The sequence below is a fragment of the Streptomyces radicis genome, from assembly GCF_003626575.1.
Classification (GTDB): Bacteria; Actinomycetota; Actinomycetes; order Streptomycetales; family Streptomycetaceae; genus Streptomyces; species Streptomyces radicis.
In genome coordinates, this window is sequence record NZ_RBDY01000020.1 from 14,184 (window position 1) to 27,867 (window position 13,684).

General features: G+C 72.4%; 11 protein-coding genes. 9 read left to right on the forward strand and 2 right to left on the reverse strand.

All coding sequences use genetic code 11. The features are described from left to right. Positions 1-94 precede the first annotated feature (94 nt). The 4 genes from ilvA (at position 95) to D7318_RS22410 (ending at position 6,869) form a co-directional block, all read left to right on the forward strand. On the forward strand, positions 95-1,318 hold the full coding sequence (ilvA, locus tag D7318_RS22395; protein WP_120698974.1) for a threonine ammonia-lyase: 1,224 nt from the start codon (positions 95-97) through the stop codon (positions 1,316-1,318). A gap of 182 nt (positions 1,319-1,500) precedes the next feature. After that, complete coding sequence (locus D7318_RS22400; protein WP_120699040.1) at positions 1,501-2,535, forward strand: ATP-binding cassette domain-containing protein; 1,035 nt, start codon at positions 1,501-1,503, stop codon at positions 2,533-2,535. A gap of 116 nt (positions 2,536-2,651) precedes the next feature. Continuing rightward, positions 2,652-3,404 carry an ABC transporter permease gene (locus D7318_RS22405; RefSeq protein WP_230423976.1) on the forward strand — a complete coding sequence of 251 codons (753 nt, stop codon included), beginning with the start codon at positions 2,652-2,654 and terminating at the stop codon, positions 3,402-3,404. A 186-nt stretch (positions 3,405-3,590) separates the two neighbouring features. Beyond that, complete coding sequence (locus D7318_RS22410; RefSeq protein ID WP_120698975.1) at positions 3,591-6,869, forward strand: tetratricopeptide repeat protein; 3,279 nt, start codon at positions 3,591-3,593, stop codon at positions 6,867-6,869. 99 nt (positions 6,870-6,968) lie between these two features. On the opposite strand, the gene D7318_RS22415 is transcribed toward D7318_RS22410, so the two are convergent. Then, a complete protein-coding gene (locus D7318_RS22415; protein WP_120698976.1) occupies positions 6,969-7,214 on the reverse strand; it encodes a hypothetical protein in 246 nt (81 codons plus the stop codon). Between the two features lie 4 nt (positions 7,215-7,218). Then, entirely contained in the window at positions 7,219-8,091 is an 873-nt protein-coding gene (gene mca / locus D7318_RS22420) for a mycothiol conjugate amidase Mca (RefSeq protein WP_120698977.1), read from the reverse strand. A gap of 130 nt (positions 8,092-8,221) precedes the next feature. On the opposite strand from mca, the gene D7318_RS22425 reads away from it, so the two are divergent. The 5 genes from D7318_RS22425 (at position 8,222) to D7318_RS22445 (ending at position 13,673) form a co-directional block, all read left to right on the forward strand. Further along, entirely contained in the window at positions 8,222-8,644 is a 423-nt protein-coding gene (locus tag D7318_RS22425; protein ID WP_120698978.1) for a DUF4307 domain-containing protein, read from the forward strand. Between the two features lie 159 nt (positions 8,645-8,803). Next, complete coding sequence (gene greA / locus D7318_RS22430; protein WP_120698979.1) at positions 8,804-9,304, forward strand: transcription elongation factor GreA; 501 nt, start codon at positions 8,804-8,806, stop codon at positions 9,302-9,304. A gap of 117 nt (positions 9,305-9,421) precedes the next feature. Further along, positions 9,422-10,672, forward strand: coding sequence for an outer membrane protein assembly factor BamB family protein (locus D7318_RS22435; RefSeq protein WP_120698980.1), 1,251 nt, complete (start codon positions 9,422-9,424; stop codon positions 10,670-10,672). Between the two features lie 297 nt (positions 10,673-10,969). Continuing rightward, positions 10,970-12,496: an AMP-binding protein gene (locus D7318_RS22440; RefSeq protein WP_120698981.1), complete on the forward strand. Its 1,527-nt coding sequence runs from the start codon at positions 10,970-10,972 to the stop codon at positions 12,494-12,496. 151 nt (positions 12,497-12,647) lie between these two features. Then, positions 12,648-13,673, forward strand: a complete 1,026-nt coding sequence (locus D7318_RS22445) for a TauD/TfdA family dioxygenase (RefSeq protein ID WP_120698982.1) — start codon at positions 12,648-12,650, stop codon at positions 13,671-13,673. The last annotated feature ends 11 nt before the right edge of the window (positions 13,674-13,684 follow it).

Here is a 13,684-nt window from a genome sequence, read left to right on the forward strand (position 1 = left end):
TTGCGCCACAGCGTACGCGTAACCGGTCGGGCACGGGGCGCTCGCGTCCCGATCCCCCCGCGCTCCCGTTCCACCCGGCTGCGACACTTGCCGCATGTCCGACCCGAACCACCCCGAAAACCCCGGTCTCGGCGACGTGCTCGCCGCGCAGAAGACGCTCACCGGGATCACGCGCGTGACGGCCCTCGAAGGCAGCCGTTACCTCGGCGACCTGGTCGGCGCCCCGGTGCGCCTCAAGTGCGAGAACCTCCAGCGCACCGGCTCGTTCAAGCTCCGCGGCGCCTACACGCGCATCGCGGGGCTCGACGACGCCGAGCGCGCCAGGGGCGTCGTCGCGGCGAGCGCGGGGAATCACGCGCAGGGCGTCGCGCTCGCGGCGTCGCTGCTCGGGGTGGAGTCGACCGTGTTCATGCCCGCGGGCGCGCCGCTGCCCAAGATCGCCGCGACGCGCGAGTACGGCGCCGAGGTGCGGCTGCGCGGGCAGGTCGTGGACGAGACGCTGGCCGCGGCCGAGGAGTACGCGCGGACCACGGGCGCGGTGCTGATACACCCCTTCGACCACCCCGACGTGGTCGCGGGCCAGGGCACGGTGGGACTCGAGATCCTGGAGCAGTGCCCCGAGGTGCGCACGATCGTGGTCGGCATCGGCGGGGGCGGGCTCGCGGCGGGCGTCGCGCTCGCGGTCAAGGCGCTGCGGCCGGATGTCGCGGTGATCGGCGTCCAGGCGGAGGGCTCGGCGGCGTATCCGCCGTCGCTCGCGGCCGGGCGGCCCGTCGCGCTGCCCGAGGTCTCGACGATGGCGGACGGCATGAAGGTCGGGCGCCCCGGGGACGTGCCGTTCCGGATCATCGCCGACCTGGTGGACGAGGTGCGCACGGTCTCGGAGGACGCGCTGTCCGCCGCGCTGCTGCTGTGCCTCGAGCGGGCCAAGCTCGTCGTCGAGCCCGCGGGGGCCAGCCCGGTGGCGGCGCTGCTGTCCGCGCCCGAGGCGTTCGATGGCCCGGTCGTCGCGGTGCTCTCCGGGGGGAACGTCGACCCGGTGGTGCTCGAACGGAGCCTGCGGCACGGCATGGCGGCCGCGGGCCGTTACCTGTCGCTGCGGCTGCGCGTGCCTGACCGCCCCGGGGTGCTCGCGGCGCTGCTCGGGGCGTTGTCAGTGGCGGATGCCAATGTGTTGGCGGTGAACCACGTCAGGACCGACCCCGGGCTCGGTGTGAGCGAGGCGGAGGTGGAGCTCCAGCTGGAGACCCAGGGGCCGCGGCACTGCGTGGAGGTGAGGGAGGCGCTGGGCGCGGCGGGGTACCGGATCCTCGGCTGAGCCATCGGTCCCCGGCGTGGGCCGATCGCGGTCCCTGGCGTGGGCCGCCCGAAAATCGCTATCGCGATACATCGCGATAGTCTATGCTGGCGACGCCGCTCCTTCAGGGGGCGGCGCCGAGTCGCGGAGCGCGCCCGTCCGACCGACCCTTGACCGACCCCCCGACCACGCTGGGAGACCACATGCCAGGCGCCATTCACGCCGAGGGGCTGGTGAAAACCTTCGGTGATGTCCGCGCCCTCGACGGCGTCGACATCGACGTGCCCGAGGGCTCAGTGCTCGGCCTCCTCGGGCCCAACGGCGCGGGCAAGACCACCGCCGTGCGCGTCCTCACCACCCTGCTCCAGCCCGACAGCGGCCACGCCGAGGTCGCCGGGGTGAACGTCCTCACCCACCCGAACGAAGTGCGTCGGCTCATCGGCCTCTCCGGCCAGTTCGCCGCGGTCGACGACCTGCTCACCGGCCGGGAGAACCTCCAGATGGTCGGCCAGCTCTACCAGCTCTCCTCGCGCGACGCGAAGCGCAGGGCGAAGGAGCTGCTCGAGCGGTTCAACCTCGCGGAGGCCGCCGACCGCACCGCCAAGACGTACTCCGGCGGCATGCGGCGTCGGCTCGACCTGGCCGCCGCGCTGGTCATCAGCCCGCCCGTGATGTTCATGGACGAGCCCACCACGGGGCTCGACCCGGTCAACCGCCTCCAGCTGTGGGACGTCATCAGGGAGTTGGTGGCCGGTGGCACCACGCTCCTGCTGACCACGCAGTACCTGGAGGAGGCCGACCACCTCGCCGACACGATCGCCGTCGTGGACCGCGGCAAGGTCATCGCGCGGGGCACGTCCGACCAGCTCAAGACGCAGACCGGCGGCGACGTCGTCGAGGTCGTCGTCCACGACCGCGAGCGCATCGACGAGGCCGAGGAGGTGCTGCGGCGCCTGGGCGACGGCGACCCGACGCTGGTGGCCCACACGCGCAAGCTGAGCGTTCCCGCGGCGGGCGGCGCCAAGCTGCTCGCCGAGGTCATCCGCGAGCTGGACGGCCGCGGCATCGAGATCGACGACATCGGCCTGCGCCGCCCGACCCTGGACGACGTCTTCGTCTCCCTCACCGGGCACGCGGTCGAGGAGGAGGCGGCGGGCGGGGCCGGGACCCCCGCGGACGCGGTGACCGAGGACGCGGCGGCCGAGGACGCGGCGGCCGAGAAGGAGAGCGACCAGTGAGCATCAGCGTCAACGGCCAGGCCACCAGGCCCGCCGCCCGCCCCGGCGACGAGCGCATAAGCCTGGGGCAGGGCATCAGGGACTCCCTCGTCGTCACCCGCCGCAATCTGCTCAGGATGCTGCGGATCCCCGAGGTCGTGGTGTTCGGCCTCATCCAGCCGATCATGTTCGTGGTGCTGTTCAGCTATGTGTTCGGCGGCTCGATCACCCTGCCGGGCGCGGGCAACGACCCCGACGCCTACCGGGCGTTCCTCATGGGCGGCATCTTCGCCCAGACGGTCACGTTCGCCACCGCGGGCTCGAGCGCGGGCATCGCCGAGGACATGCAGAAGGGCATCATCGACCGGTTCAGGTCGCTGCCCATGGCCCGCGGCGCGGTGCTGACCGGGCGCACGTTCGCCGACCTGGTGCAGACCGCCGCCATCCTGCTGGTCCTGGCGCTTGTCGCCCTCGCGGTCGGCTGGCGGATCCACGACGGGCTGCCCAAGGCGCTGGCCGCGTTCGGCATCCTGCTCCTCTTCGGGTACGCGTTCACCTGGATCGGCGCGCTGATCGGCCTCTCGGTCCGCTCGCCCGAGGCCGCGACCTCGGGCGGCCTGGTGTGGCTGTTCCCGCTGACGTTCGTCTCCAACGCGTTCGTCCCCTCCGAGAACATGCCGGGCTGGCTCCAGCCCGTCGCCGAGTGGAATCCCTTCAGCGCCACCGTGCTGGCCGTCCGCGACCTCTTCGGGAACCTTCCGCCCAACTCCCCGACGCCCGACGCCTGGCCCATGCAGCACCCGGTGCTGGCCTCGCTCATCTGGTCCGCGGTCATCATCGCCGTCTTCCGCACGCTCGCGGTCAGGAAGTACAAGCGCGCCACCGCCTGACGCGGCGTGACACCGTCTCACGTCGTCCCGTACCACCTCACACGTCTCGCACCGCCTCACGAGCCCCCGGCGCGGCCGGGGGCTTGTGCTTTCCCGGCCCGGTCCGCAGGATGATGCGCCCGGATGCAACGACTCGGCCCGATTCCGCGTGATAGAGGGTGGGTTGACCATGGGAAGGGGGACGCGATGCAGATATCCGCCGGCGGGCTCGCCGAGCGGCACCTCGCCGATGTGGAGGGCCTGCTCACCCGGGCCGCCGATGAGGAGGTGCGGCGCTCAGGAGGCCGCCTCGACAGTGCCCAGCTGCTGCAACGGGCCCGCGCCGCGCTCGCGGAGATCCTGCGCCCCGCCCAGGAGGAGTACGCCGCCTACGCGCAGGCCGAGGCCGAGGGCGCGCCGGTGCGGCTGGCCGACCGGTTCGCGCCCCGCGCGTCGGCCGGGGCGTGCGCCGCCGCGCTGGGCGCGGGGCTGGCCACCGTGCTGCTCATCGGCGGCCTCGAGGAGTCGGCGACCACCGCGTTCGTCGACGCCGGAATCGTCGCAGCGGCCGCCCTCCTCGGCTTCGCGCTCCAGGCCGTGGTCGCGCACCAGTGGTCCGCCGAGCGCCACGCGGGCAGCCGGAACCAGCCGGGCGGCGTCGAGCAGCTCCGCCTCGCCTGGCTCGCCGCGCTCGAAGTGCGGGGCGTCAGGCCGTGGTTCGAGCAGCAGCGCGTCGTCGCGCCCCGCCGCGACCCGCTGGGCCGCGACAAGGGCGACGCCCGCCGCCCCGCGCCGCGGGCCAGGGACCGCAGCGGGGTGGCCCGCACGCGTTCCGTGCTGACCCGTTCGTTCGACCGGCTTCCCGACCCGGGGCATCCGTTCATCGGGCGCCGCAGTCAGCTGATCCAGCTCACCCAGTGGGTCAACCGCGACCGGGCCAGGACCGAGACCCGGCCCACCGTCGTCGTCCTGCACGGCCCTTCGGGCTCGGGCCGCACGATGCTGGCGCGGTGGGCGGCGCACGAGCTGCGTGAGCTGTTCCGCGGCGCGTGCCTGGTGGACCTGCGCGGCCAGAGCGAGAGCCCCCTGCACACCAGGGACGCGATCCTGCACCTGCTCAACCGCCTCGGCGCCTCGCGCGAGCAGCTGCTCTTCCGCGAGGGCGCGGGCCAGAGCGCCGACCCGGCCCAGCTGCGCCGCCTCGCCGAGCGCTACCACCAGCACCTCGCGGAGCTGCCGGTGATCATCATCCTGGACGACGCCACCGACGCCGAGCAGGTCCGCACCCTGATCCCGCCGCGCTCGGCGTCGCTCGTGCTGGTCACCGCCGCCGAGCCGCTGGCCCTCGACCCCGATCTGCCCGCGTCCGTGCACCACATGGCGCTCGGCCCGCTGGACCTGGCCGCGTCGGAGGAGCTGCTGCGCGCCTCCGTCACCGACGGCGCCAGCATCGCGCCCGGGCCCTACGACGAGGCCGCGTGGCGCCGCGTCACCGAGCTGAGCGACGGCCGCCCGCTGCTGCTGCGCATGGTCGGCTCCGCGCTCGACGAGCGCTCCCCCGCCCAGCTCGCCGAGGACCTCTCGGCGTACGGGCCACCGGGCGGCGGCCTCGACCCGGCCGAGCGCGCCATGCGCCTGCGCTACGCCGACCAGCCCGAGATCGCCCGCCGCCTGCTGCGCCGCCTCGCGCTGGTCGGCCGCGCGAGCCTGGGCGCGCGCGCCGCCGCCGCACTGCTCGACGTCGGGCAGCAGGAGGCCGCGCGCCAGCTGGAGCAGCTGACGGGCGCGGGGCTGCTGCGGCATGTCCGCGGCAACCGTTACCGGCTGCACGACCTGGTCCGCCGCTTCGCGCGCGCCCGGCTGCACGACGAGGAGACCGACGAGGAGCGCTCGGCCGCGCAGGAGCGGCTGATCCGCAGCTACGCCGAGCTCGCCGACACCGTGATCCGGCTCGTGGACGGCAAGACCTCGACCCGCGCCGACGTGCTGCCCGCCTCCGCCGGCGGCCATGGCTTCGCGTCGCTCGACGCCGCGCTGCGCTGGCTCGACGACGAGACCAGCTTCATCACCTCGACGCTCCGCCACGCCGACGAGCGCGTGGACCGCACGGCCGTGCAGCACCTCCTGGGCGCGCTGTGCGACTACTGCCTCCTGCGCGGCGACCTCTACCGCCTCGGCGAGCTGAACGAGCTGACCCAGGCGGTCAACCAGGGCCTGCTCACCCGCTCCGTCCAGTGGCGCACGGGCGTCGCGGCCCGGCAGCTGGGCGAGCTCGACAAGGCGCGTTCCACCCTGGCCTCGGTGGTCACCCTCTACCAGCGCGCGCACAACGAGGCGGGCACCGCGCGCGCCCTGCGCGACCTCGGCATCACGCTCCAGCACCAGGGCCAGCTGCGCGAGGCGGGCGAGAAGCTGCGGGAGGCGCTGGCGCTCCAGGAGGGCGAGGCGCTGGACGGCGACCGGGCGTGGACGCTGCACGCGCTCGCGGCCGTCGAGCGCGAACGCGGCCGGATCGTCGCCGCGCGCGGCATGCTGCGCGAGGCGCTGCGGCTGCACCAGGGCTCGGGCAGCGTGCACGGCGAGGCGTGGACCCGCTTCCAGCTGGGGCAGACGCTGCTCCTCGCCGGGGAGATCGCGCCCGCCGAGCGCGAGCTGCGGTTCTCGCTCGACCTGTACGAGCGCTCGCGCGACGTGCGCGGCGTCGCCTGGGCCATGACCGAGCTCGGCCTGGCCCGCGTCCACGACGGCGACCCCGTGGCCGCCCAGGAGCAGCTGACCACCGCGCTGGCCAGGCACCGCGAGACGGAGGACGCGCGCGGCGAGGCGTGGACCCTGTACGACCTGGGCCACGCCCTGGAGGACGCGGGCGACGGCACGGGCGCGGTGCGCACGCTCGAGCAGGCGCGGAACATGTTCAGCCGCATGCGGGACGTCTACGGCCTGGCCTGCGCCCGCCACCACTCGGCGAGGATCACGCGGGACATCAGGGCGGACAGCACGGGATCGTTGCGCAACAGCGGCTTCGCGCGGCAGCTGCTGACCGACGCCAGGCGTGACTTCGAGCGCGCCGGGGTGACCCATGGCGAGGCGTGGTGCTGCCTCGAGCTGACGGTGATCGAGGCCGGGAACGAACGGCTCGGGCAGGCGCTCGGGTTGGCCGACGAGGCGCTGCGGCTGTTCGCCCAGGGGTATGGCGAGGGGCCCGACGCGCGGGGCGGCGACTGGGCGCAGTTCCTGCGGTGCACCCTGCTGCCGCTGGCCTCACCCGGCGGCTCCGAGGTCGGCGAGGCCGTCGCACAGGAGGAGCTGGCGGAGCTCCTGCGTGCCGAGCACCCGCTGCGCGACCCGCGCCTGACGGACGCCGCGCACACCTACGCCATGATGCTCCAGCGCGGCCAGGGCCCTGAGTCGGGCTGGACCGCCTGGCGGCTCGGCATGGTCCCGCGGCGCGGCGCCCGGGATGTGATCGGCGTGACGACCGCCTAGACCGTCACCGGTCGTCGCCGATCGCCGCTGATCGTCGCGCACGTGCTGCTCGGTGTACCTCGGAAGGCACCTCGGAAGGGGACGAACGCCCCGGGAGGCTCAGGAGCGGGAGGGCTGCCGGTCGCCGCCGGCGGTCTCCTTCTCCCGCTCCTTCCCCTGGTGTTCGTCGTGTGCCGCCGCCACGGGGTCGTTCTCCGGGACGGCGATCCTTCCGAGGTGCTTGCTCATGGACTTCAACAGGATCCAGACACCCACGCCAAGGACCGCGAACACGATGAAGCCGAGCACGCCCGGCGTCACCGTGTACTCGTTCAGCTCCTCGGCGAGGGGCAGCAACTCACTCATGCCGTCAATTCTCCCGGATGCCCGCGAAGAGGTCGGACTCGGGTAGCGAGGTGTCCACGCGGGTGCGGGCCAGCTCGTAGTCCTCGGTCGGCCAGACCTCCTGCTGAAGGTCGAGCGGCACCCTGAACCAGCCGCCGTCGGGGTCGATCTGGGTGGCGTGCGCGATCAGCGCCTTGTCGCGGACCGCGAAGAAGTCGGCGCACGGCACGCGCGTCGTCAGCTGCCGCTCGGGCCGGTCGCCGTCGTCCCAGCGCTCGAGCCACTCGCCGTAGGGCGACTCAAGACCCCGCGTGATGAGCGCCTCGTGGAGCGCGACGGTGCGCGGCTTGTTGAAGCCCTGGTTGTAGTAGAGCTTCAACGGCGTCCACGGCTCCCCGGCCTCGGGGTAACGCGTCGGGTCGCCCGCCGCCTCGAACGCCACCATCGAGATCTTGTGCGTCATGATGTGGTCGGGGTGCGGATAGCCGCCGTTCTCGTCGTACGTCGTCATCACGTGCGGCCGGAACGAACGGATCAGCCGCACCAGCGCCTCGGCCGCGACCTCGACGTCCTGGAGGCCGAAGCAGCCGTCGGGCAGCGGCGGTAGCGGGTCGCCCTCGGGGAGCCCCGAGTCGACGAAGCCGAGCCACGCCTGCTTGACGCCGAGGATCTCGCGGGCCTCGGCCATCTCCTTGGCCCGCACCTCGTGGATGTGCTCCTCGATGTAGGCGTCGCCCTGGAGCTTGGGATTGAGGATCGAGCCCCGCTCCCCGCCCGTGCAGGTCGCGACGAGCACGTCGACGCCCTCCGATACGTATTTCGCCATGGTCGCCGCGCCCTTGCTGGACTCGTCGTCCGGATGGGCATGCACCGCCATGAGTCGCAGCTGCTCGGTCAAGACTGTTCCCTCGTCGTCTGGGTCCGGTCGGTCGTCGGGCCTGGGCCGTCGCCTTCTATAGTGACGGATGGACCGGCGCGGCCATTCCGCATTTCCGCCGGTCGTCGTCTCACCACGAGGACCGAGTGCCATGGCTGATCCGCGAGCGGGGCTCCCCGAGGGCCGCTACGGCAGGCGCGGCTCCGACGACGCCAGGACCGACAGGCGGCTCACGGTGATCGGCCTCGCGCTCGGGGCCGTGTTGCTCGGCTTCGTCGCGTGGGCGGGGTTCTCCTACATCGGCGAGCAGCAGGTCACGGGCCAGCTCACCGGCTTCGACGTGGTCTCCGACGAGGAGATCCAGGTCAACGTCGCGGTCCGCAAGCCGTCGGGCGCCGACGGCGTGTGCACCGTCCGCGCCCAGGCCGACGACGGCCTCGAGGTGGGCAGGGGCGACTTCAGGTTCGACGACGAGGGCGACAGCGTGCACCGCGCCGTGACGCTGCGTACCACGCAGCGTGCCACCTCGGCCGAGCTGATGGGCTGTTCCGAGGCGGCGGAAGCCGCGCGATAGGCCCGGTGGGTTTTGTCCCGGCAGCGGAGGGTAATCCTTCCGGACATCGACAGGCATTGTTAGAGTCGATATTTCGATCGACGATCGCCCGCCCAGGACTGAGGATGTCCGGGTCGGGCCTTGTTTTTATCCCCCTCTCGTCTACTTCGAGGAGCACCTGTGACGCAGACCAGCGACACTGTCACCTGGCTGACCCAGGAGGCGCATGACCAGCTCAGGGCCGAGCTGGATCACCTGTCGGGTCCTGCCCGCACCGAGATCGCGAAGAAGATCGAGCAGGCGCGTGAAGAAGGGGACCTGAAGGAGAACGCCGGGTACCACGCGGCCAAGGAGGAGCAGGGGAAGATGGAGGCGCGCGTGCGCCAGCTCACCCAGCTCCTGGAGAGTGCGCAGGTCGGCGAGGCCCCCGCCGACACCGGTGTCGTGGCCCCGGGGATGGTGGTCACCATCGCGTTCGACGGCGACGAGGACGACACCATGACGTTCCTGCTCGCCTCCCGTGAGTTCGCCACGTCCGACATCGAGACCTACTCGCCGCAGTCCCCGCTCGGCGGTGGCGTCAACGGCAAGAAGGTCGGCGACGACGCGGAGTACACCCTTCCCAACGGCAACGTCGCACGCGTCAAGGTGCTCGAGGCGAAGCCGTACCAGGCGGGCTGACACGCCCCGGTGAGGGGGCGTCAGAAACGCCGGGTAGCCTCATGGGCTCTTGCTGAAGCAACGCGCCACCGTCGTTCGGGGGTTCGGCAGGCGCGCCCATGAGATGAGGGAACATTCATGACTGACGACGCGGCCAAGGCCGCGATACGCCGGGGTGCCGCGCTGGCGCTCGCGGTGACCGGGAGCCTGGTGCTCACGGCCTGCGGCGGTGACGGGGAGGCGGCCTCCGGCGAGGGGAACGGGAACGGGGACGGGCTGGAGGCGAGCTGGGCGACGACGCCCGCTCCCTCCGGCGAGTACGACGGGGCCCTTCCCGCGCCCCGGCTCTGGGTGGCCGAGAGCACCGTCGTGGTGGCCGGGACCGCGGGGGTCACGGCGTACGACCGTGCCTCGGGCGAGCCCGGCTGGGAGCTGCCCGCCCCTGACGGCGCGGGGGAGCTGTGCGCCGCTTCCGACTCCACCAACGCCGCGGGCGTCGGCGCCCTGCTCTACGCCGCGGCCGACGACCCCGAGAGCTGCTCGGTCGTCGTCGCCGTCGACGCGGGCGGCGAAGGCCAGCCGCTGTGGACCGGGACGATGCCGAGTGAGGGCTCGTCCTACGGGGCCGAGATCTTCGTCGGCGACGAGGCGATCACGGCCTCCAACGGCGACGTCGCGCAGTTCTCGATCGAGGGCGAGCCGGTGGCGCTGCCCGAGGTGCCGGGCGGGCCCGAGTGTGTGGACGGCGCGGACTGGACGGCCAGCGCCTCGCACCTGTTCGCGCTGAGCGACTGCGGCACGTTCGGCGACGCGTACCAGCTCTCCGCCTTCCCCACGGCCGGTGGTGAGGCGCTGTGGACCCTCGAGAACGCCTCGGAGGACTACCGCCTCGCCAACGGCATGCCGGGCGACCTGCCCACGCTGCGCACGAGCGACGACCTGCTGGTGACGTTCGGGGAGACCGGCGAGCCCGTCTCCGAGGTCCCGGCCGACAACGGCACCGACGAGTGGGACTTCTCGCCCGCCCTGCACCTGTCGCTCGTCCAGGGAGCCACGCTGCTCGCCGGCTCCTTGACCATGTCGGTCGACGGCGGCGAGGGCGCGGCGTACGACCTGGCCACGGGCGAGGAGATCTGGCGTGAGCCGCTCCCCTCGCTGTACGACCTCTTCCCCGGCACGGACGGCGCGCTGCTGATGGACGGGGACGGGATCGGCACGGCGACGGGCGTCATCGCCTTCGAGGTGGACCCGGCCACCGGCTCGAGGACCGAGCTGGGAGCGATCACCGACCTCCCCACCGCGGCGACGGTGGTGGACGGCACGCTCTACGCGCTCCTCCACGACGAGGAGGAGGACACGACGTCGGTGGAGGCTTACCCGCTGTCCTAGCGGCGTGAGTTGAACGGCCCCGAGGTGGGCCGTTCAACGCGAGTTGGCCGGTCGGTCGCGTGCGTCGCGCGCGCGTGCGCCGATGCCTGCGTCGATCGGCCAACTCGCGGTCGTCGTGTCCGCGCTCCGGCACACGGACCGTCAACTCATGGGAGCGCACGCCCGATTTCAAAGACCCGTACGTTCCCCTTCACGAGTCTGTATGCTCGTCACCTGCACCACCCGCCTCTTCTTCATCTGCCGGCCGCTCGGGCACGCTGCGGGGGAACCCCGCGGAGGGAGGGTGATTCCTTGCCCGTGAAGACCCTGCACTCTTGGTTCACCGACAGCGTCCGCCGCGTCCCCGATCAGGACGCGCTGGTCGTCGCCGGGCAACGGCTGAGCTACGCACAACTGGACGCCGTCTCACGGAAGGTGGCGGCCCTGGTGGCCGCGGCGGCCGGGACGCGGCCGGTCAGGGTCGGGTTACTGGCCGCGGGCAGCGTGGTCGCCTACGCCGGCTACCTCGGCGTGCTGCGCGGCGGCGGCACCGTGGTCCCGCTGAGTGAGGACTACCCGGCCGACAGGAACCGCCAGATCCTCGAGCTCGCCCGGCTCGACGTCGTGTTGGCCGACGAAGGCAGGGACACCTCGTTCGCGGACGGCACCGGAGTGCCGGTGATCGCGGTGGCCGAGGACGACGTGCGGGGCGCCCTGCGAGCCGCTCCGGCCGTCCCGGGTGCCCCGCTCGACGACGCGCTCAGCGCGGACGCGGTCGCGTACATCCTCTTCACCTCGGGGTCCACCGGTGTCCCGAAGGGGGTGCCGATCCGGCACCGGAACCTGGATGCGTTCCTCCGCTTCCACCTGGACCGATACCAGGTCGGGCCCGGCTGCCGGATGTCCCAGACCTTCGGCCTGACCTTCGACCCCTCGGTCTTCGACATGTTCGTCGCCTGGGGCGGCGGAGCGACGCTGGTGGTGCCCTCACGCGGCGAGTTGGTCGACCCGGTCGGCTTTGTCAACGACCATGCCCTGACCCACTGGTACTCCGTGCCCTCGATCGTCTCGCTCGTGCGCGACAGCGGCTCCCTCGACCCCGGCAGCCTGCCGACCCTGCGCCACAGCCTCTTCGCCGGCGAGCAGTTGACGCTCGAGCAGGCGCGGGTCTGGTCGGAGGCCGCGCCGGGGAGCACGGTGGAGAATCTGTACGGGCCCACCGAGCTCTCCGTCACGGTGACGGCCTACCGGCTCCCGGCCGACCGCTCCGCGTGGCCGAAGTCCTCCAACGGCACGGTCCCGATCGGCCGCGTCTACCCGCATCTCGACCAACGGATCGATCCGGACACCGGCGAGCTACAGGTCCGCGGGCCGCAGCGATTCGACGGCTACCTCGATCCGGCGGACAACGACGGGCGCTTCCATGAGCCAGGACCGGACCAAGGACCGGACCCAGGACCGGACCCCGGCTCGGGGCCGGGTGCGCGGGCGTGGTACCGGACCGGCGACCGAGTGGCGGTCGAGGACGGTGAGCTCGTCCACATCGGCCGACTCGACCAACAGGTCAAGATCATGGGCCGACGTCTTGAGCTGGGCGACGTGGAGTCCGCGATCCGCCGGTGGGGAGGCCTCGACCACGTGGTGGTCGTCGCCGCGCCGGGACCGGGTGGCGAGCCGCGACTCACCGCCGTCTACAGCGGCATCGTGACCGCGCCCGCCGACCTGCGTGACCGACTGCGCCCCCACCTGCCCGTGCACATGCTCCCCGACCGATTCGTCCAGCTCGACGCGTTGCCGCTCAACGCCAACGGCAAGGTGGACCGCCAGGCGTGCGGCGGGCTCTGACGATCCGCCCGACCCGTCCGGCGGCGACCGCTCGCCGACGCCTCGGCAACCAGCGGTGAGGACACCACGCCGCGACGGGGAGCGACCGGCCGTCCCGCCGCCGAGTTGACACCATCCCGGCCTCAGTCACGCGTAAAGGGGAGGAAGATCGATGAGTACCCACGCAGAGGGACGAACAGGCGCGCTCGTCTGGCAGGTGACATCAGGAAAGCCCGCCACGACAAGGATCGACGGTCCGAAGGACATCGACGAGGCCTGCCGTCGGCTGACCGCGCTCCGTCCGGCCGTCCTCGACGCGCTCCACGAACACGGAGCCCTGTACATCCGGGGCCTTCCCGTGCGCGGTGTGGACGATTTCGCCAGGGTGCGCGACGTGCTCATCCCACAGAGCGCCGGGTACCGGGAGAAGGCGACTCCGCGCAGCGACTACGGGGACGGGGTCTTCTCGTCCACCGACCTTCCGCCGTCGCAACCCATCGCCATGCACAACGAGAACAGCTACACCCTCAGCTTCCCCGGCCTGCTGCTCTTCGGCTGCCTCGTCGCTCCCGAGTTCGGCGGGGCGACGCCGGTCGCCGACTGCCGGAAGGTCCTGAACGATCTGCCGCCGCGCCTCGTGGACCGGATGCGGGCCGTCGGCTGGCAGCTCAAGCGGTCGTACTCCGACATCGTGTCCACCGACTGGCGCACCGCGTTCTCGGCCGAGTCCGAGAAGGACGTGGAGCGGTACTGCGACGACAACCTCATCGCCTACGCATGGCAGCAGGACGGTGACCTCCGCACCCGCCAGCTGCGCCCCGGTGTCATCCGGCACCCGTCCACCGGGGCCGAGGTCTGGTTCAACCACCTGGCCTTCTGGAACGAGTGGGCCCTGGACGACCGGGTCAGGGAAGCCCTCCTGGACGAGTTCGGTCCCGACGGACTGCCCTTCAACTCGGCCTTCGGCGACGGCGAACCGCTGACCAGGGAAGACCTTCGGACCATCCAGGCCGCCTACGAGGCCGCCACCGTGCGTGAGCAGTGGGAGGTGGGCGATCTGCTGCTCGTCGACAACATCCTGGCCGCCCATGGACGTGACGCGTTCCGAGGAGAGCGGAAGATCGTCGTGGCGATGGGCAACCCCGTGGACATCGACGCATGTCGGCCGAGCACCCGCCCCGCCGCGACGTCGGTGTGATCCGACGCCCT